Annotated in this window: 17 protein-coding genes and 1 pseudogene; 10 read left to right on the top strand and 8 right to left on the bottom strand. The window is 54.8% G+C overall.

Annotation, left to right across the window (positions count from 1 at the left end; translation table 11 throughout):
- Positions 1 to 2: 2 nt before the first annotated feature.
- Genes R8G34_05510 through pepN form a run of 3 tightly spaced genes read right to left on the bottom strand, consistent with a single transcriptional unit; the run spans position 3 to position 3,722 of the window.
- Positions 3 to 440 carry a hypothetical protein gene (locus R8G34_05510; protein MDW3222335.1) on the bottom strand — a complete coding sequence of 146 codons (438 nt, stop codon included), beginning with the start codon at positions 438 to 440 and terminating at the stop codon, positions 3 to 5.
- Positions 430 to 1,170 carry an SDR family oxidoreductase gene (locus R8G34_05505; GenBank protein ID MDW3222334.1) on the bottom strand — a complete coding sequence of 247 codons (741 nt, stop codon included), beginning with the start codon at positions 1,168 to 1,170 and terminating at the stop codon, positions 430 to 432. The genes R8G34_05510 and R8G34_05505 overlap by 11 nt, the downstream gene beginning before the upstream one ends.
- Positions 1,167 to 3,722, bottom strand: coding sequence for an aminopeptidase N (gene pepN / locus R8G34_05500; protein ID MDW3222333.1), 2,556 nt, complete (start codon positions 3,720 to 3,722; stop codon positions 1,167 to 1,169). The genes R8G34_05505 and pepN overlap by 4 nt, the downstream gene beginning before the upstream one ends.
- A gap of 102 nt (positions 3,723 to 3,824) precedes the next feature.
- Here pepN and R8G34_05495 point away from each other — a divergent pair, with 102 nt between their 5' ends.
- The 5 genes from R8G34_05495 (at position 3,825) to R8G34_05475 (ending at position 7,765) form a co-directional block, all read left to right on the top strand.
- Positions 3,825 to 3,995 carry a hypothetical protein gene (locus R8G34_05495; protein ID MDW3222332.1) on the top strand — a complete coding sequence of 57 codons (171 nt, stop codon included), beginning with the start codon at positions 3,825 to 3,827 and terminating at the stop codon, positions 3,993 to 3,995.
- A gap of 6 nt (positions 3,996 to 4,001) precedes the next feature.
- Positions 4,002 to 4,163, top strand: a complete 162-nt coding sequence (locus R8G34_05490) for a DUF2256 domain-containing protein (GenBank protein MDW3222331.1) — start codon at positions 4,002 to 4,004, stop codon at positions 4,161 to 4,163.
- A gap of 85 nt (positions 4,164 to 4,248) precedes the next feature.
- Positions 4,249 to 6,390, top strand: a complete 2,142-nt coding sequence (locus tag R8G34_05485; GenBank protein MDW3222330.1) for a malate synthase G — start codon at positions 4,249 to 4,251, stop codon at positions 6,388 to 6,390.
- Between the two features lie 57 nt (positions 6,391 to 6,447).
- Entirely contained in the window at positions 6,448 to 6,873 is a 426-nt protein-coding gene (locus R8G34_05480) for a heme-binding protein (protein MDW3222329.1), read from the top strand.
- Positions 6,874 to 6,988: 115 nt separating this feature from the next.
- Complete coding sequence (locus R8G34_05475; GenBank protein MDW3222328.1) at positions 6,989 to 7,765, top strand: gamma-glutamyl-gamma-aminobutyrate hydrolase family protein; 777 nt, start codon at positions 6,989 to 6,991, stop codon at positions 7,763 to 7,765.
- A gap of 671 nt (positions 7,766 to 8,436) precedes the next feature.
- On the opposite strand, the gene R8G34_05470 is transcribed toward R8G34_05475, so the two are convergent.
- The 3 genes and pseudogenes from R8G34_05470 to R8G34_05460 form a co-directional block, all read right to left on the bottom strand.
- Positions 8,437 to 9,189: an SDR family NAD(P)-dependent oxidoreductase gene (locus R8G34_05470; protein ID MDW3222327.1), complete on the bottom strand. Its 753-nt coding sequence runs from the start codon at positions 9,187 to 9,189 to the stop codon at positions 8,437 to 8,439.
- 840 nt (positions 9,190 to 10,029) lie between these two features.
- Positions 10,030 to 10,332 (bottom strand): hypothetical protein, encoded by a 303-nt coding sequence (locus tag R8G34_05465; protein ID MDW3222326.1) that lies wholly within the window; start codon positions 10,330 to 10,332, stop codon positions 10,030 to 10,032.
- Positions 10,307 to 11,248: pseudogene (locus tag R8G34_05460) on the bottom strand (IS1595 family transposase). Before R8G34_05460 ends, R8G34_05465 begins: the two are co-directional and overlap by 26 nt.
- Positions 11,249 to 11,379: 131 nt before the next feature.
- Here R8G34_05460 and R8G34_05455 point away from each other — a divergent pair.
- The 5 genes from R8G34_05455 (at position 11,380) to R8G34_05435 (ending at position 17,110) form a co-directional block, all read left to right on the top strand.
- Positions 11,380 to 11,760, top strand: a complete 381-nt coding sequence (locus R8G34_05455) for a VOC family protein (GenBank protein ID MDW3222325.1) — start codon at positions 11,380 to 11,382, stop codon at positions 11,758 to 11,760.
- A complete protein-coding gene (locus R8G34_05450; GenBank protein ID MDW3222324.1) occupies positions 11,757 to 12,206 on the top strand; it encodes an isoprenylcysteine carboxylmethyltransferase family protein in 450 nt (149 codons plus the stop codon). The genes R8G34_05455 and R8G34_05450 overlap by 4 nt, the downstream gene beginning before the upstream one ends.
- 124 nt (positions 12,207 to 12,330) lie before the next feature.
- Complete coding sequence (locus R8G34_05445) at positions 12,331 to 13,905, top strand: Re/Si-specific NAD(P)(+) transhydrogenase subunit alpha (protein ID MDW3222323.1); 1,575 nt, start codon at positions 12,331 to 12,333, stop codon at positions 13,903 to 13,905.
- 12 nt (positions 13,906 to 13,917) lie between these two features.
- Positions 13,918 to 15,414 carry an NAD(P)(+) transhydrogenase (Re/Si-specific) subunit beta gene (locus R8G34_05440; protein ID MDW3222322.1) on the top strand — a complete coding sequence of 499 codons (1,497 nt, stop codon included), beginning with the start codon at positions 13,918 to 13,920 and terminating at the stop codon, positions 15,412 to 15,414.
- Positions 15,415 to 15,829: 415 nt separating this feature from the next.
- Positions 15,830 to 17,110, top strand: coding sequence for a DUF3422 domain-containing protein (locus R8G34_05435; GenBank protein MDW3222321.1), 1,281 nt, complete (start codon positions 15,830 to 15,832; stop codon positions 17,108 to 17,110).
- Between the two features lie 202 nt (positions 17,111 to 17,312).
- Here the strand turns inward: R8G34_05435 and R8G34_05430 are convergent, their stop codons facing one another.
- Both R8G34_05430 and R8G34_05425 read right to left on the bottom strand, forming a co-directional pair.
- A complete protein-coding gene (locus R8G34_05430) occupies positions 17,313 to 18,299 on the bottom strand; it encodes an ABC transporter permease (GenBank protein MDW3222320.1) in 987 nt (328 codons plus the stop codon).
- Positions 18,292 to 19,299: an ABC transporter permease gene (locus R8G34_05425; protein ID MDW3222319.1), complete on the bottom strand. Its 1,008-nt coding sequence runs from the start codon at positions 19,297 to 19,299 to the stop codon at positions 18,292 to 18,294. The genes R8G34_05430 and R8G34_05425 overlap by 8 nt, the downstream gene beginning before the upstream one ends.
- Positions 19,300 to 19,303: the final 4 nt, after the last annotated feature.

Raw genomic sequence — 19,303 nt, 5'->3', positions numbered from 1 at the left:
GCTCATCCGATAAGCGTAAAGTGGTGTCTTTGTGTTCGGATTTCGCGGCTGTGCAAGGCCTTTTCGAGCATCTGATGCGGGGGTGTTGCCTCATAAGGCAAACGGACCTTGCGACCTGATGTCAGGACAGCCGTCGCGCGCACGGAAAAATCCAAACGCGTATCCAGCCGCATATGATCCACCTCGCACCATGGCAGTTCAGCATGTCTTTTGCCGCTGAACCAGGTGATCTGTTGATCGTCAAATTCCATGCCCGCTGCAGGATTGGCATATAGATCCCACAGGGCCGGGAGTGTGAACAGCGCAATGATCCCCATCAGCCATGGGGCCGCATTGACCCAGATGACCGCCAAGATAAGAATGGCCCAAAGGCCAAGCACGGCCCAAAGCGTCGCACGATTGCGTCCCTGCCGGTGGTAGCTGAAACGCTCAGCGGCCACCGGTAACGTCCAGCGTCGATCCCGTAACATAACTCGCCTCGTCGGACAGCAGCCAGACCACCGCCTGCGCAATTTCCTCCGCAGATCCTTTGCGTTTCATTGGCACCATATGGGCAAGACGGTCGGCGCGTCCGGGCTCACCCCCTTTGGCGTGTAGCTCCGTTTCAATCAGACCTGGGCGAACGGCCATAACGCGGATATTATCCGCAGCAACCTCATCAGACAGGCCTTTGGTAAAGCAGTCGATTGCGGCCTTAGAGGCGGCGTAATCCACATATTGGTTGCCCGATCCAAGGCGCGCAGCGGCGGAGGAGATATTTACGATGACTCCGCCCGCGCCCTGGGCCTGCATCCTGATGATCGCCTCTTTTGCCACCAGAATTGAGCCAATCACGTTGATATCGAACATCCGCCGCAAACGTGCGTGATCGAGGTCTGTCACCTTTGCAGTCGTGTCCACAACACCGGCGTTATTGATCAATGCGTCAATCCGGCCGAATTCTGTATCGACCTGTCCAAACATCCTTTCGATTGCATCCGGGTCCGCCACATCTCCCGGGCAAAGGACGGTTTTGGCTCCGGCGTTTCGGCACTCCGCTGCAACCGCTTCTGCGCCTGCGACGTCGGTACGAAAATTCAGTGCCAGATCAAAGCCACGTGTTGCGGCAAGGCGGGCACAGGCCGCGCCGATACCTGCAGAGCCGCCTGTAATCAACAAGACAGGTTTCATGTGCGATCTCCTCTGATCCGTTCAATCATTTCGCTCGTGTCGCGCGACAACTCCGGCACGGCCAGAATACGGTCAAGCGCGGTCGCCGCGTGTATCTGGCGATCCGCATCATACCGGCGCCATGTCTGGAAAGCGGCACACATCCGGGCGGTTGTCTGCGGGTTGACCGGATCAAGCCGGATCAACCAATCCGCCAGCAACTTGTATCCGGCACCATCCGCAGCGTGAAAACCAGCGTGATGCGTTGCCAGCGATCCAAAGACGGACCGAAACCGATTTGGATTCTTCCAAGTAAAATCCGGATGGCGGGTCAGGTTTTCAGCACTCTTCGCCACTTTTTCAGGCCGTGCTTGCATCACTTGCAAACCAAACCATTTGTCCATGACCAGCCGATCCGACTTCCATTGCGTTTCGAAAGACTGCAGCTCTTTTTGCCCTGTATCTATACGCAAGAGAACGGCGAGCGCTGCGAGTTGTTGGGTCATGTTATCAGCATCTTGGAACTGTTTTTCCGCACGGGCAGGGCCATCCCTAAGACACAATAGGCTCAGCGCTGCATTGGCAAGGCTGCGGCGTCCGGATTGATCTGCATCGGGTTGATAGGCCTGAGAGACCTGATTTTCATTAAACAGATCCGGCAAGAGGTCGTGAAAATGCCCGGCCTGCGCCCGCGCCATGGTTTCGCAGGCCGCCCAAATGGCATCCGGGTCCGGCGTGTCGCCTGCATCATGGAGCGCCGTTGCAAGGTCCGACTGGCTCGGCAGGCCCAGCATCAGGGCGCGATAGGAAGCATCCAGCGTCCTGTCACTCAGGACCGTTTTGAGCCCGTCAAGATATGCGGTATCCGGGTCTGCCCCCGTGCGGATCATGTCAAGCAGACTAGCGCGCGCCAGGCCGCGTCCGGCCTCCCAGCGGTTAAAGGGGTCAGTATCATGCGCGAGGAGAAAGGCCGAATGATCTTGAGACAGGTGTTTTTCCAGAACGACAGGCGCCGAAAAACCACGCAAAACCGAAGGGACGGGGCGTTCGAAAAGACCCTCAAAGGTAAAAGACTGAGAGGCTTCGTTCAATTCCAGCACCTGGCTCGGTACGATTTCCGCGCCCGCAGGCGACAACAACCCTGTGACAATGGGGATGACTTGCGGCTGTGGGTCCGGCGTCGTGGCGGATGGTTTCAGGTCTTGCGTGAATGTGAGCGTGTAGGTCCCATCGCTCCAATGATCTTTTACCGTCACGCGAGGCGTTCCGGCCTGACTGTACCACCGCTTGAACTGACCAAGGTCACGCCCGGTCGCGTCTTCGAATACCTGCAACCAATCCTCAATTGTGCAGGCCTGACCGTCATGGCGATCAAAATAGAGATCCAGCGCTTTTGAATAGGCTTCCGCACCGACCAACTGGCGCAGCATGCCAATGACTTCAGCGCCTTTCTCGTACACTGTTGCGGTGTAGAAGTTGTTGATTTCCTGAAAGCTTTCAGGGCGTACCGGGTGGGAAAGGGGGCCTTGGTCCTCAGCGAACTGGCGCCCGCGCAGGTCAATCACATCCCCAATGCGTTTGACAGCAGCCGAGCGCATATCAGAAGTGAACTGGCTGTCGCGGTAGACGGTCAGCCCTTCTTTGAGGCAGAGTTGAAACCAGTCCCGGCAGGTGATCCGATTACCCGTCCAGTTGTGGAAATACTCATGGGCGATGATCGCCTCGACGCGTTGAAAATTCATGTCTGTGGAGGTTTCCGGCGAGGCCAGCACGGCAGAGGAATTAAAGACGTTCAATCCCTTGTTTTCCATGGCCCCCATGTTGAAATCATCCACGGCGACGATGTTGAAGATATCAAGGTCGTATTCCCGCCCATAGACGTCTTCATCCCATTTCATGGAATCCTTCAGCGCCTGCATCCCAAAAGCGCATTTACCCTCATCGCCCGGCCGTACATAGAGGTTCAAATCCACCTTGCGCCCGGATTTTGTGGTGAAATCTCCCGGATGGGCGATAAGATCGCCTGCCACCAAGGCAAAGAGGTAGGCCGGTTTCGGCCATGGATCATGCCATTCTGCAAAGCCGTCCTTTTGCGATACGGGATTGCCATTTGACAGTAAAACCGGAAGTGGGCCATTGATGCGCACCGTAAAGACGCTCATCACGTCCGGGCGATCCGGATAAAAGGTGATTTTGCGAAATCCTTCGGCCTCGCATTGCGTACAATACATGCCGTTTGACATATAAAGCCCTTCGAGGGCGGTGTTGTTGGCAGGGTCAATCTCGACCTCTGCTTCCCAGAGAAATGGCACCTTTGGCACCTGGCATGTCAGCCCTTGCTCAGTCACCTCTGGTGTCACAGTCGCACCATCAATACGCGCGGAAATCAGTTTCAACTGTTCCCCATGCAAAAAGAACGTGTCATCGGCACCTGCCACAGGCACAAAAGCAATGCGGCTTTTGACCCGCGTGGCGTTCGGGTGCAGATCGAAGGTCAGTTCGACTGTCTCAATTTTGTACCCAAAAGGCTTGTAATCGCTCAGGTATATGGTTTTGGGGGCGGCGTCGCGCATACTCACCTACATCTTGTTTGGAACGGATCAGACTGTTCAGACGTTAGGTGCACTAGAGCCTAGCCGCAAGTCGGCTTGGCAACACAACGCAAAGGAGAGCCCATGTCCGCACCTGACACGAATCTTGCAACTCAAAAACGCAAACACCGTCCGGTCCTCTGGGGTGTCTGGCTGGGTGTTTTTCTTGCGCTGATCGCATCAGCGGTCGTGGCGTTCCTGATGAATTCTGGCGCAGAGGATGTCGCTATTGCCTCTCTCCCGCACTTGATTTGAACGCGGATGCGCCGCAAACGCGACCTGCCACAAAAGACCTGCGTCCACTGCGGGCGGCCCTTTGCTTGGCGCAAGAAATGGGAAAAGGTCTGGGATGAGGTGAAATACTGCTCTGAAAGATGCCGCCGCGCGCGACGATCCGGTTCCGCATCGGATTTGATCGGATAGTTCGCCCGCAGCTTGTTGCCTATCGGAAACAAACTTCTTACACCTGCTTCGCAAATCATGGCGTTGCAGAGAAGGGGTATTCCGCATGGCTGAGTTTATTCAGAAAAATGATATTCAGGTCGCGGACAACCTGGCGCACTTCATTGAGAATGAGGCCTTGCACGGCACCGGGGTCGACCCCGCGACGTTCTGGTCAGGTTTCTCGGCTTTGGTGAACGATGCAGCACCCGAAAACCGCGCCTTGTTGCAACAGCGTGAAGACATTCAGGCGCAGATAGACGCATGGCACGTCGAACGCCGGTGCCACCCCCATGATCATGAAGCTTATTGCGCGTTCTTGCGCGAGATCGGCTATCTGGTGCCCGAGGGGGAGGCATTTGAGATTGATACCGCTAACGTGGATGACGAAATCGCCCGGGTGCCGGGCCCGCAGCTGGTGGTTCCGATTACCAATGCGCGATACGCGTTGAACGCGGCAAATGCGCGCTGGGGCAGCCTTTATGACGGATTTTATGGCACGGACGTGATGGGCAGCGCGCCGCCCAAGGGAGGGTATGATCAGGGTCGTGGTGCGCGGGTCGTCGCACGTGCGCGGGTGTTTCTGGACGAAGCCTTCCCCATTGTGAAAACCAGCCATGCCGACACACGGCGTTATTATGTGCACAATGGCGCATTGCTGATGGATGACCAGCCTCTGATCGATCCTGCAAAATTCGTTGGCTACACGGGTCACCCGAAAGCGCCGGAGCGCATTGTTTTGTGCAACAATGGGTTGCATGTGGAACTGGTTTTTGACCGGACGCATCCCATTGGCAGCCGGGATCAGGCCGGGCTGGCCGATGTTCGGATGGAGAGCGCCATCTCTGCCATTATGGACTGCGAGGATTCCGTGGCCTGCGTGGATGCTGAGGACAAAGTTGTCGCTTATGCCAATTGGCTCGGTTTGATGAAAGGCGATCTGCAGGACAGTTTCGAAAAGGCTGGCAAGCAGATCACGCGTGCGCTCAATCCCGACCGCGCGTACACAGGCCCGGATGGGATGAAAGTGACCTTGAAAGGGCGCGCGCTGATGCTTGTGCGCAATGTTGGCCATCTGATGACCAATCCGGCGATCCGCGATAAGGACGGCAATGAGGTTTTTGAAGGTGTGATGGATGCGATGATCACTACGTTGATCGCGATGCATGACCTTTCCCGGGATGGCGGCAATTCGCTGACCGGATCGGTTTACGTTGTAAAACCCAAGATGCACGGGCCGGAAGAAGTTGCCTTTGCTGATCGCATTTTCGGTCGCGTCGAGGATATTCTGGGCCTGCCGCAGTATACTGTAAAATTGGGCATCATGGATGAAGAGCGCCGCACATCGGTTAATCTCAAGGAATGCATCCGGGCGGCGAAATCGCGCGTGGCCTTCATCAACACAGGGTTTCTGGACCGCACGGGCGATGAGATCCACACATCAATGGAAGCCGGACCGTTCAGTCGTAAAGACTTCATCAAACGCAAAACCTGGATCGGTGCATATGAGAATCAGAACGTGGACATCGGGCTCGAATGTGGGTTGTCGGGACGCGCGCAGATCGGCAAAGGCATGTGGGCCATGCCGGATCTGATGGCCGCCATGCTGGAACAAAAAATCGAACACCCCAAATCGGGTGCGAATTGTGCTTGGGTGCCAAGTCCGACCGCGGCCACCCTGCACGCGCTGCATTACCACAAGATCAACGTGTTTGATGTGCAGGCGAAACTCAAGAAAGGCGGGCGACGCGCATATGTCGATACGGTGCTGAATATTCCGCTGGCAGAATACCAAAAGTGGACCGACGCACAGAAACAGCGTGAAGTCGAAAATAACGCGCAGGGGATTCTGGGGTATGTTGTGCGATGGGTGGATCAGGGCGTTGGATGTTCCAAAGTGCTCGACATGAATAACGTCGGCCTGATGGAAGATCGCGCCACGTGCCGCATTTCCGCGCAACACATCGCCAACTGGCTGCATCACGGTGTGGTGGACGGGCAGGCCGTCATGCAGGCTATGCGTAAAATGGCCGAAGTGGTGGATGGTCAGAACGCGGGCGATCCGCTTTATCAGCCTATGGCACCGGGATATGACGGGATTGCGTTTCAGGCGGCCTGCGACCTTGTTTTCAAGGGACGCACACAGCCTTCGGGGTATACAGAGCCGGTTTTGCACGCGCGGCGATTGGAACTTAAAGCGGCCCGGTGACCGCTCAAACAGCGAATTTGCAAACACCAAATGGCGCATCAACGATAGGGACGAAACATGACAATTTCACTGAACAAAGCCCGCACGATCATCCGCAAAACCCTCGCAAAAGGACGCGAATTGGAATTGAAGCCGCTATCCGTCGTTGTGTTGGATGCAGGTGGGCACGTGCAGGCTTTCGAACGCGAAGACGGGGCATCCCCTGGCCGCTTTGCTGTAGCACATGGCAAAGCCTATGGCGCCGTCATGTTGGGCATTCCCAGTTCCGCCCAAATGGCGCGGGCAGAAAGCCAGGCCTATTTTATCAACGCGGTGAACGCCGCCTTTGACGGTAAACTGGTACCAGTCCCAGGCGGCATCCTGTTGCGCGACAAAAAGGGTGCGGTGATTGGCGCGGTGGGAATTACTGGTGACACGTCGGACAATGACGTCATTGCTGGGCTTGCGGGGATCGATGCTGCGGGACTTGTGGCTGAGGCCTAAAATCTGGGCACTGGAAGGCAATGAGCGTCTGCGCACAGACGTCTGCGCGGTCATGGGCTGTTAACCCATTGAGTGCATGTTATAGAGATACAAAAGATGGTTGAGAGGGACACAGATGGCGCGGCCCGTTGTTGGTATAATATGCAACCACTATTTGTTGAACGATGAATACCCCGTGCATGCCGGTGGCACAATGAACTCCGAAGCGATTGCCGACGTTTCAGAGTGTTTGCCAATAATGATACCGACGAATCCGGACTATGTGTCAGTTGAAGAATTGCTTACCACCTGTGACGGTTTTTTGTTTACAGGTGGGCGTCCAAATGTTCATCCAGAGGAATATGGAGAGGCGGCGACGGACGCTCACGGTCAATTTGACCGCGCGCGCGATGCCATCGCTCTGCCTCTGGTACGCGCATGTGTGGAGCGAGGCCAACCGTTTTTGGGAATTTGCCGTGGTTTTCAAGAAGTGAATGTCGCGATGGGTGGGTCGCTCTATCCCGAGATCAGAGATTTGCCGGGCCGGATGAACCACCGAATGCCGCCGGATGGTACGTTGGAAGAGAAATTCGAACATCGCCACACGGTCTCCTTTACCGACAATGGCGTGTTTCACAAATTGACGGGCGCGCGCGAGGTGATGACCAATACGCTGCACGGACAGGGGATCAAATCCTCTGGCGCGCGAGTCATTGTGGATGGTGTGGCACCAGATGGAACCCCTGAAGCGATTTACATAGACGGAGCGCCGGGGTTCACCCTGTCTGTTCAGTGGCATCCGGAGTATGCTGCGGCCCGGGATCCCGTGTCCAAGCCTCTTTTTGCAGCTTTTGGCGAGGCGGCGCGTGCGTGGTCCAAAGGACAAACGCTTCCTGTCACACAGGTTGCATAACAACCGCGCCTTTTAGACCGCCGGATTTTTGACATTCTGTTTTAGTGCACTGAGGCGTCTCGGAACTAGCGGGTTCGCTGTCCGATGTGACGCCAACAATTCGCGATGTAGCGACGTCCATGCCCAATCCGACGGCGCGTCAACCAAACCTGCCTGAACCGGCGCGGTGTGAATGAGGTTACGGTACAAAGCCAAATCCCGCGCAGACCTGATCCGATGCTCCCAAAAGCGCCTCTGCCAAATCCCCTTTTCTTTTCTGCATGTTTGCACGGCAGTTCGGGTCTGCGATGCAGGAAGCGCTCTGGAAAAGGTGCTTTTCAGAAAACTCCATCTTGTGCTGTAATCGGCATCTCCCTCGGGCAGCGTCCAAATCGTCTGAATGCTTGCTGGTAAAATGATAATCGCGTCGATGGAGAAGGGATATCTTTGCAGCGTCAGGCGGGTCGCCGTGCGAAGCAAGTCGACCCGATCGGTCAGCAAAGTACTTTTGCGATCAGCAAGACATGCCGTGAAGAAGTAGGTCGCGCCCGGCGTTTTGGATCGGATGTAGTTCGACATAGCCTTATGGTAGCGCAGCCGTGGTTAATGGATGTTGAACAACGGTGGCCTGAAAGCCCACCCTACCTGTGTTCGCGCCGTAGGGTGGGCTTTCAGGCCACCCTTTTGATCGGCTACATTTGCCCACCTGCAATTTCTATGGATTGTCCGTTGATGCTTTCAGACCCTTTGGAGACAAGCCAAACCGCCGCGGCAGAGACTTCTTCAGGCGCAATTAAACGATTGTGCCGGTTGGCGGATACCATGATCGCCTTTGCTTTTTCCGCGTCAATGCCCGCGCGGGCCGAAATCGAGCTTGTGTTGCGCTCCACAATTGCAGTGTCAACATATGCAGGGCAGAGTGCGTTAAAAGTGATGGACTTGCCCAGATAGTCTTCGCTCAAAGCCCTGATGAGCCCGATCATGCCGTGCTTGGACGCGGAGTAGCAGGCCGCACCTTGCAAACCACGCAATCCTGCGATGGATGACACAGCGATAACACGGCCCCAATCCGTCTGGCGCATGGATTTCAATGCTTCGCGGATGGTCAGAAAAGCACCATCCAGATTGGTCGACATCATATTGCGCCAGAATTCCATGTCGGTTTTATGCACTGCGCGCCCTTCCGCGATGCCGGCATTTGCGATGCAAATCTGAATCGGCCCGTGGGCATCGACCGCTGCCGCGATGCTGGTCACAACGCTTGCCTCATCACGTACATCCATTGTCATGCCAAAAATCCGATCACTGGCCACGCTATCCAGCACGTCTTGGCGCCGACCTGTTATGGTCACGGTACATCCGAGCGCGGCCAGATCCTTAGCAATCGCGAGTCCGATCCCCGTACCACCGCCTGTGACCAGCGCGTGTTTGCCTTTCAGCGACATGGTTTTCCTCCATTCGTTCCAAGAATAGCTTAAACGCAGGGCGGCAAGGTGCAAGTGATCGTCCGTGATTGTTTATCCAAATTATGGGACCGATACACGTAACTAGCCGTAGGGCAAACGGTGGTGAGCATCCAAAAAAACTCACGGGCAGCATCGAGCTTAGCGGCATGGCATAGGGTCGTTCATGTTGTCAAAGAGACCAGGCGCAATTGACACCTTCTTTTGCTTATCAGCCGCGTTCTTAAATTTTCAATACTGGAGTACATTTCCACTAAGCCTTGAACGCGTCAAATTTGGTGAACGAGTATTGTCCGGTCTTCCTCAGCGAGCCACTAGTTAAAGTGGGCCTTGCGCTTTCCATCGTTGTCAATATTCACCCGTTCGACTTGTTTTTGACGAAGCCGCTTTCAATCGGATCGAAAATGTGTCTGTTAATGAAGTGCCCATAGTACTGAGGACGTTTTTGGGATTTCTTACTTTCGTTTCCGTACAGTCTTGCTAATTCCTTAAAGACATCATCAGGCAAGGTTCTCAACCATCGCTGTAGGCCCTCTTCAATGTATCTTGAAAGAAGCAGTCTGAGTGCGTCTGTATTTCCGTCATACTGATACCAAGTAGCCTCATCTACGAGGGCCGTGATGCCGATGTCAGCCAGAGCAGGTAGCAATACTTCGCTTGCTCTAGCGAGTGGGGCTTGTTGCTTCAATAGCTTCCCGTCTTAGCGGGCGTCTAGGTACACACGACAAATCCTAGGAAGGATTAGAGTGTTATATCCTTCAACACCTGAGCCGCTTAAGTCTTCATAAGGGATGATATTGAGCACCTCCTCTAAGTCCTTATTTATATAGGTTGTAGGTTGTTTGCACCCAAAAACGCAGGCCTATTGGGCACGCGCATTTCATTTGCCGCACGACCTCTTTTTGTATGGCCAAACGCCTTAAAAACTGCTGACTGATTTATGACTCTTGCACCGTCCTCCAATACGGCGACATTGAGATCAATGTTGCCCAGAGGAAGTATTCCTTCATGAGTGCTTTTCGCGGATTTTGGGCGCGGCCTGCTTTGCCCTCTAAAGACAGCGTCAACAACGTCGACAAACGAACCGTCGGAAATAGGTTCAATAGTTTCGGACTTCTGAGCCATTAATCAATTCCTTGTAGGTCAGAGGCTTTTCGACCATGCGATCAATCATCATTTCGATGAAATCCATTGTTCCAGACCGCCGAAGTGTCATGGCGGAATGAGAACTCGTTTACCTAGCGATGCAAGTGCTTGACGCTCATGTGGTAATAAACGCCGTAGTGACCGCGTTTTAGCAGCGCCCAGAAGCTTTCAATGCCGTTGGTGTACGCCATATCGCGCGCATACTCGCCAACTGACTGACGGACTGTCTTGTGCATATATCCCTGCGCCGCAAGACCCTTGCACGAGCAGAACTCGTCGGTAACGACCGTGCCGCCTTCTAGGACATTGTTGTCGATAAAGCCCACCAGAGACGCGGCGCTTGTGCTAGCAACAGGCTTTACGCGAACTTGGTCGTGCTGGTCACGCATCCCGACAACGGCAATCTTGCCTACCGCGCCACGGCCAGCAGGAAGTTTCTTATCAGCGTGCTTGTTGCTTTCTTTGCTGTCTATATAGGCTTCATCAACCTGAGTATGCTCACCCATGTCGCTACCATCTTGATCCTTGTGCCACATTTCGCGGAGACGCTGCGCAAGGAACCATGCTGTTTTCTGAGTGACGCCCAATTCGCGGGCCATCTGAGTGCTTGGGATGCCCTTGCGCGCGCTGGTAAGCATGTGGATAACCAACAACCATTTTTGCAGTGATTGGCGGCTTACGGAAAGAACTGTGCCAGTGCGAACGCTGAAATACTTACGGCAAGATATGCAGCGGTATGCCATAGGCTTGTGATCTTTGCGCTCGGACACATGACCGGAACCGCAGTGGTCGCAAACAGGCGCATTACCCCAACGGCGTGCCTCAAAAACTTCCGCGCAGATTGCTCATTTGGGAATTCCTGGAAGAACTCAAATGTGCTAGGTGTCTCTGACATGGGCCAGTCTCTGTTTTTGGGATTGAGCTAGCCAAATTAGTCAATCTCGCCAATAGATATTTGGCTAGTTCAGTGTATAGGTCCCCAAATTGTCATTGGTAAACTTACCGGTGCAACATAGGAGTGTTATCATGCAGAAAGTGACAGGCATTGGCGGCTTCTTTTTCAGATCACATGAGCCAAAGAAGTTGTCGGCGTGGTATTCCGAACACTTCGGTATTGACGAAGTTCCTAACAGTTACGACGCGCAGGTGTGGCAACAAGCCAGTGGATCAACGGTTTTTGCACCATTCACCCAGGACAGCGCTTACTTCGGGGATTTTTCCAAAAGCTGGATGATCAACTTTCGAGTGGATGATCTGGAGGCAATGGTGGCACAACTGGAAGCCGCGGGCATCAAGGTCGAAGTTGATGGCGAAACCTATCCAAATGGTTTCTTCGCACGTCTGGTCGATCCTGAGGGCAATCCTATTCAACTCTGGCAACCAAAAGACCCCTCTGGTGCTTTGTGAAGTGGCTGGATATGCCCCCGGTTTGGTTGATTTTGTTTGCGACGATCGCCTGGGTCCAGGCGAAGGCGTATCCGTTAAATCTCAGCCTCGACCATCCGGTGACGTCGTTGCTGGCGGGATTGCTCGTTGGGGCAGGTATCGTTTTGACGCTTCTGGCCGTGATGGAATTTAGACGCCACAAAACGACGATCATTCCGCATGAAACCCCGGAAAATCTGATACAATCAGGTGTCTTCAAACGTACCCGGAACCCGATTTATCTTGCGGATGTATTGATCTTTGCAGGCCTGTGTTTGTGGTGGGATGCCATCTTGGCGCTGATTTTGGTGCCTGTGTTGGTTTGGGTTTTAGAAAGACGTTTCATCATCCCCGAAGAAAACCGTATGCGCCGGGAATTCCGCACCGAGTTTGCACGATACGCCCAGAAAACACGCAGATGGGTGTGAGTTCTGTGCAACCGTGAGCGCTCACATTTTTTCCTGCGCTTGTACCTTGTGCTTGTAGACGGTAGTGGACAAGCCAGTTCTGCGCACCATCTTGCGCAAAAAGGACCAAACGGGGGAGCTTAAATTGAAGATCGGGACGCCAAAAGAAACGTTTGACGGTGAAGCACGGGTCGCAATGACGCCCGCTTCGGCTAGGGATTTGCAAAAACTGGGGCATGACTGTGTTGTTGAGACCGGGGCCGGCGCGGCCGCTGGGTTTTCGGATGCGGATTACAAAGACGCAGGCGTAACGGTTGCCAAAACCACCGCGGCCTTGTGGAAGGCCGCCGATGTCGTTGCCAAGGTGCGGGCACCCTCTGATGCCGAAGTCAAACGTCTGCGCGATGGTCAGACACTGATCTCCTTTTTCAATCCTGCGGGCAATACCGATCTCATGGAAGCGGCTGCCAAGAAAGGCTCCACCGTGATTGCGATGGATATGGTGCCCCGCATCAGCCGCGCTCAGAAAATGGATGCGTTGTCCTCTATGGCCAATATCGCGGGTTATCGCGCGGTCATTGAAGCAGGCAACAACTTTGGCCGCTTTTTCACAGGCCAGGTGACAGCGGCGGGCAAAGTGCCCCCGGCGAAGGTTCTGGTTGTAGGGGCCGGGGTTGCCGGTCTGGCCGCGATTGGGACATCCACCTCCCTCGGCGCGATCACCTATGCCTTTGACGTGCGCCCTGAGGTTGCGGAACAGGTTGAATCCATGGGCGCGGAATTCGTGTTCCTTGATTTTGACGAGGAACAGCAGGACGGCTCCGCCACAGGTGGATATGCAGCCGTCTCCAGCCCGGAGTTCACCGCAGCACAGCTCGCCAAGTTCCGCGAACTGGCGCCAGACATGGACATCGTGATCTGTACTGCACTGATCCCGAACCGCGAAGCGCCGGAGCTTTGGACCAAGGACATGGTTGATTCCATGAAGCCAGGTTCGGTCATCGTCGATCTGGCCGCTGAGAAAGGCGGCAACTGCAAACTGACGGTCATGGATGAAAAAATCGTGACAGACAATGGTGTTACCATCATCGGCTACACGGATTTCCCAAGCCGGATGGCGGCGCAGGCCTCGACGCTCTATTCGACAAACATTCGCCACATGATGACCGATCTCACACCGGAGAAAGATGGTGTGATCAATCATAATATGGAAGATGACGTGATCCGTGGTGCCACCATCGCCCATGCCAAAGAGGTCACATTCCCGCCGCCACCTCCCAAGGTTGCAGCGATTGCGGCGGCACCCAAGAAAGCTGCCGTCAAGGAACTGACACCAGAAGAAAAGCGCGAGCTTGAAAACGCCGCCTTCAAGGAACAGACCCGCAATCAGATCGGTCTGCTGGCGATCGGAGGTGGTTTGCTCCTGGCCGTTGGGCTTGTGGCGCCTGCCAGCTTCATGCAGCATTTCATCGTTTTTATCCTGTCCGTCTTCATCGGGTTTCAGGTCATCTGGAACGTGGCGCACTCGCTGCATACGCCACTGATGGCGGTCACGAATGCGATTTCGTCGATCATCATTCTGGGTGCGCTTATTCAGATTGGGTCAAGTTCGCTGTTGATAACGCTGCTCGCGGCGTTGGCGGTCTTTATGGCCTCGATCAATATTTTTGGCGGCTTTCTTGTGACACGGCGCATGCTCGCCATGTTCCAGAAATCGTAAGGGGACAGATAGATGGAATTCGGATTTACTATTGCAGCCTATGCGGTTGCGGCTGTTCTTTTCATCCTCAGCCTTGGAGGTCTCAGCGGTCAGGAAAGCGCCAAGCGCGCGGTCTGGTACGGGATCGTCGGCATGGCCATCGCCGTCGTCGCCACCCTGATCGGACCGGGTCAGGGCTTGGGCATCGTCTCAATCGTTCTGATCGCTCTGGGCGCGGCCGTTGGATACCAACTGGCGACCAAAGTCCAAATGACGCAGATGCCCGAGCTAGTGGCTATCATGCACAGCCTCGTTGGTCTGGCGGCGGTCTTTGTGGGCTTTAACGCTGACATCATGATCAACAACATGGAGGCGCTGTTTGTCGAAAACGCGCTGACGTTGGGTGCTGTGGGGGCGGATGGGTATACTGCCATTGGTTTGCCCAAAGAGATCTATGACGGCCTGTCCTCTTTCGGACAGTTGATTGCCAAGAAAACTACTGTCGAGATCAACATCCTTAAGGTTGAGCTTGTTCTGGGCATCTGGATTGGCGCTGTGACATTCACGGGTTCGGTTATTGCCTATGGCAAATTGGCGGGCAAGGTGGACAGTTCCGCCACGAAACTGCCCGGCGGACATTTGTTGAATGCCGGGGCGGCTGGCTTGTCGCTTGTGTTCACCATCATGTATCTGGGGGGCTCGGGCAGCTGGACCTTGGTTCTGCTGACGTTGCTTGCGCTGTTTATCGGGTATCACCTGATCATGGGCATTGGCGGCGCGGACATGCCGGTCGTTGTTTCCATGCTGAACAGCTATTCCGGCTGGGCTGCGGCGGCGATTGGTTTCTCGCTGGGCAACGATCTGCTGATCGTGGTTGGTGCGCTGGTCGGCTCCTCTGGTGCGATCCTGAGCTACATCATGTGTAAGGCGATGAATCGTTCGTTCATTTCCGTTATCCTCGGCGGCTTTGGTGGCCCGGCGGGAGAGCAGATGGCCGTTGAGGGTGAACAGATCGCCATAGAGGCAGACGGGGTCGCGACCGCGCTGAATGAAGCGGACAGCGTTATCATCATTCCGGGCTACGGGATGGCCGTGGCACAGGCCCAGCAAGGTGTGGCGGAACTGGTGCGCAAGCTGCGTGCGCAGGGCAAGAATGTTCGTTTCGCGATCCATCCTGTAGCGGGGCGTTTGCCCGGTCACATGAATGTTCTGCTGGCCGAGGCTAAGGTACCTTATGACATCGTGATGGAAATGGACGAGATCAACGAGGACTTTCCGGATACGGATGTGGCCATCGTGATCGGCTCCAATGACATTGTGAACCCGGCTGCACAGGATGATCCGAACTCGCCAATTGCCGGGATGCCGGTTTTGGAGTGCTGGAAGGCCAAGCAGGTGTTTGTTTCCAAACGCGGGCAGGGCACGGGCTATTCGGGTATCGAAAATCCGTTGTTCTTTAAGGACAACACGCGGATGTTCTACGGCGATGCCAAGGCGAGCCTAGACAAGCTGCTGCCGATGATTGACTGACGCACAGGTTGCGTGGTTCTGACACGGATCATGTTGCGTGTTTTTGAGTAAAGAAAGAAAGCGCCGTCCTCAGGGACCGGCGCTTTTTATTGCGCCTGACCGCTCAAATACTGGGCAGATCTACATACAGAAGGTTTGTCCTTTTTTGCGTAGACCCACATTGATGGAAAGATAACCGCGCGGAAAACAAGGTGTGTCGCAGGCATTACGGCAATTTTTTCAACGTGTTGCGAGGTGGAACGCAGTAAGGCCGCAAGTGTCTTTTAAAGACCGTCACTGTCTGAAACGATCCCTAAGCGATGAGAAATCCACCAACGGTATACAATTGCACTCTCTTAACGTATTGAAAACATATAAAAATTTGACATTGTGAAAATTTTTGTTATTTCTTTCCTCAATTACGCGGAGTAGCGGCATGTCGCCCATCACAGACCATCCCTTACGGTATAAACTCGCCAACGAGTTACACGCGCGCCCATTTCCTTCCATGAGCGCGCCCTGTTCGGCTGTCTACATCGCAATCAAACAGCCGAATGATGCGGTCAGTCGCGACCGCGGTGATGATTTGGCACATCTGACCGCGCTGCTGGACCGTCACGGAGCCGCGCATCCACAACCGAATGCCACGCATTATTACGGTCAGATCGGTAAGTATTGGTTGAAGTGGGAGCAGCATACCGAGTTCGTGACTTATACGGCTTTTCATGAAGGACCTGTTGAGCGTGCCTTTGACCCCGCGCAATTCGATGTTTTTCCCGCTGACTGGCTTGAAGCCGCGCCGGGCCAGCGGATTACATCCGTCTTGTTGAACGTCGATGTGATACCGCAGAACGACAATATCAACCAAAAGCTCGACGATTGGTTTGTGACGGAAAGCCTGGCCGCGTCTGAAGTGCTTGATCAAGAGGCTATCGTGGCCGGTGATTTCAGGATTGATATCAACGGGCATTTGCGATTTGCCATATTTGCCAGACCAGAAACCGGCACCCGTCGTATCGGGCGCATCGTGCAGCGGTTGTGCGAGATTGAAACCTACAAAACAATGTCGATGCTGGGATTTGCCCGCGCGCGCGCGTTGCAACCCAAATTGAACGACCTCGATAGCAAGTTGACCGGACTGATGAGCGATATGTCCGATGAGGATGCGCCTGCGGAATGGACCTTGCACAATCTGCTGGCGATTTCGGCCGAATTAGAGACGCTGGCGGCGCAATCCTCGTTTCGATTTGGGGCTACGGGGGCTTATGAGGCTTTGGTCAATCAGCGGATTGAGGCGTTGCGCGAGGGCCGGTACCAGGGGCGGCAGCATTTCGCAGAGTTCATGATGCGTCGTTACGCGCCCGCGATGCGCACTGTGAATTCCGCGGAGCGTCGATTGGAAGCGATGTCCAGCCGGTCGATTCGAGCTTCCAATTTGTTGCGTACACGGGTGGATGTGGAGCGATCTGCGCAGAACCAGTCCTTGTTGGAAAGCATGGATCGACGCTCTGATTTGCAATTGCGTCTGCAGCGCACGGTTGAAGGTCTGTCGGTGGTGGCGATTAGTTATTACGCAGTGTCATTGGTGGGATATCTGCTCTATCCGCTGGCCGAGGCGACGGGTCTGAGCAAGGGTATGCTGACGGCTTTCGCCACATTGCCGGTTGTTTTGTTTGTGTGGTGGATGGTGCGACAGTTAAGGAAAAAAGTGGAGTAGCTCGGCTTTTTCACAGAAAAACGGAGCCCTGTGGATAAGTGGGTTTGCACTGCAAACCTGCGATCCGGCACCCGGTGCTGATATCATGGAGACAGCGGTTCGGCGCTCTTTGTGCTGCGCCAAAGACGCCCCGCCCACCGTCCCTGGTCATGCATCAGGTTCAAAGGGCATTAGGGTTCGGCAGATAGAGTTTTCCCCTTTGTCAGCGACCTCGAATCCGAGGATCAAGCGCGTCTCTTAGCCCATCACCCAGGTAATTCACTGATAGCACCGTCAGGGATATCAAGATGCCCGGCAGCACGACGCGCTCGGGAAATTCTTCCATGCGCGGAACAGCATCAGACAGAAGCTTGCCCCACGTCGGGAAGTCGGACGGGAAACCGACACCCAGAAAGCTGAGGGCGCTTTCCGTGATAATCGCCGTAGCCAGACCCAAAGTTGCAGACACCATGATGGGTGAGACAACATTTGGCAGCAGATGCCGTCGAATGATGGCGAAGGGTTTCGTGCCAATGGAGCGCGCCGCAAGAATGAACTCACGCTCCTTGAGAGCGAGAATTTCACCGCGCACAATGCGCGCCGTTTGCATCCAGGAGGTGATGCCGATGACCCCCACGATAAGGATGAACATACCCGTTTCGGGGCCGAAACCAGCGCGCAGGGGTTGGCGGAAAAGGGTCACGGCGACCAACAGTAACGGCAGGATCGGCAGGGACAGGAACAGATCCGTCAAGCGCATCAAAGCGCCATCAAGTCGTTTGAAATAGCCCGAGCACACGCCAACCGCCGTCCCGATCAACAGTGCCAGGATCATGGCGGTCCACCCAACGGCCATGGAGGCACGCCCACCCGCGATCAGGGTCGCCAGAATGTCGCGGCCCAGATTGTCCGAGCCGAGTGGTTTGGCCCAGCTGGTGCGCGCATCCCCGTCCCAAAGCAATGTATAGAGCGGGCGCATGTCCTTGTTGCGGATGTCCAGCGCCTTGGGATCGACATTCCAGACCAAGGGGCCGATCAGAACGGCGAGGGTAATAAAGAGAAGGAAACCGCCGCCAAAGAGCGCGCCCTTGTGTTTGCGGAACTGATCCCAGACATCTTTCCACTGACTGCGCGGCTCTTTGGGCGGCTCTTTGTCTTTGAGAGCACCATAGAGCTGGTCATCCGACAGGGGTGTTGCGGGGTCAGTCATAGCGGATCCTCGGATCAAGGATGCCGTAGAGCACGTCGGCGATCAGGTTGAAAAACACGATCAGGATCGCAAAAATGAATGTGAGGGTCATCACCATTGGCAGATCATTGGCAAACAGCGCGGTCAGCAGCAATTGCCCAATGCCGTTCACCTTGAACAGGGTCTCGGTGATAATTGCGCCGCCAAAGATCGACGGGATACCAAGGGCAATCACGGTAATGATGGGTATCATCGAGTTGCGCAGCACGTGGACCATGACCACAGTGCTTTCGCGCAATCCCTTGGCACGCGCGGTGCGTACATAATCCTGATTAAGGTTGTCGAGCATGGAGGCGCGCATGAAGCGGCTGATCTGTGCTGTGGTTTGCAAGGCCAGTACCATCACGGGCATGATCATCTGCTGTAGCTGCATTTTGAAGCTGGCCAAGTCATTCACCACAAGGGTGGTGTCATAGATGGATGGGAACCAACCCAGATTGACCGAAAAAATCACGATCACCAAAACGCCGGAAAAGAACGGCGGGACAGAAAAGCCGATCATTGACACAAACGTCCCGGCTTGATCGAAAACGGAATACTGTTTGTAGGCGGAATAGATGCCGATGGGCAGGGCAATCAGAATACCCACGATATAGGACATGCCCACAACCCAGAGTGTTTGCGGGATGCGCTGTACCACGATGTCCATAACCGGTGAACGGGTCTGCCAGGAAATTACGCGTTGCTTGCCTTCGGCAAAACCGGTTCCAAACCAGTGGTCAATCAATACCTGCGGTTCAATCCAGAAGAATTGGACCAGCCATTTCCAGTATTGCACGTGCACCGGTTGACCAAGACCAAGTGCCTCGCGCATTTTCTGTTTGACTTCGGGAGGGACAGTCAGGGGCACTTGTGCCATCGGATCGCCCGGTGCCAGTTGCAGCAGCGCAAAGATCACCAGCGATATGAAAAACAACGTCGGGATCGATAAAACGAGCCGTCGGATTGTATATGTCAGCATGTGC

This window comes from Paracoccaceae bacterium (assembly GCA_033344815.1).
GTDB lineage: Bacteria > Pseudomonadota > Alphaproteobacteria > Rhodobacterales > Rhodobacteraceae > Roseobacter.
This window is presented reverse-complemented; position numbering and strand designations above follow the sequence as displayed.

Coding starts and splice junctions, on each gene's coding strand:
- R8G34_05505 (MDW3222334.1), bottom strand. CDS start 1,170: ATGAAACCTGTCTTGTTGATTACAGGCGGCTCTGCAGGTATCGGCGCG.
- pepN (MDW3222333.1), bottom strand. CDS start 3,722: ATGCGCGACGCCGCCCCCAAAACCATATACCTGAGCGATTACAAGCCT.
- R8G34_05495 (MDW3222332.1), top strand. CDS start 3,825: ATGTCCGCACCTGACACGAATCTTGCAACTCAAAAACGCAAACACCGT.
- R8G34_05490 (MDW3222331.1), top strand. CDS start 4,002: ATGCGCCGCAAACGCGACCTGCCACAAAAGACCTGCGTCCACTGCGGG.
- R8G34_05485 (MDW3222330.1), top strand. CDS start 4,249: ATGGCTGAGTTTATTCAGAAAAATGATATTCAGGTCGCGGACAACCTG.
- R8G34_05480 (MDW3222329.1), top strand. CDS start 6,448: ATGACAATTTCACTGAACAAAGCCCGCACGATCATCCGCAAAACCCTC.
- R8G34_05475 (MDW3222328.1), top strand. CDS start 6,989: ATGGCGCGGCCCGTTGTTGGTATAATATGCAACCACTATTTGTTGAAC.
- R8G34_05470 (MDW3222327.1), bottom strand. CDS start 9,189: ATGTCGCTGAAAGGCAAACACGCGCTGGTCACAGGCGGTGGTACGGGG.
- R8G34_05465 (MDW3222326.1), bottom strand. CDS start 10,332: ATGGCTCAGAAGTCCGAAACTATTGAACCTATTTCCGACGGTTCGTTT.
- R8G34_05455 (MDW3222325.1), top strand. CDS start 11,380: ATGCAGAAAGTGACAGGCATTGGCGGCTTCTTTTTCAGATCACATGAG.
- R8G34_05440 (MDW3222322.1), top strand. CDS start 13,918: ATGGAATTCGGATTTACTATTGCAGCCTATGCGGTTGCGGCTGTTCTT.
- R8G34_05435 (MDW3222321.1), top strand. CDS start 15,830: ATGTCGCCCATCACAGACCATCCCTTACGGTATAAACTCGCCAACGAG.
- R8G34_05430 (MDW3222320.1), bottom strand. CDS start 18,299: ATGACTGACCCCGCAACACCCCTGTCGGATGACCAGCTCTATGGTGCT.
- R8G34_05425 (MDW3222319.1), bottom strand. CDS start 19,299: ATGCTGACATATACAATCCGACGGCTCGTTTTATCGATCCCGACGTTG.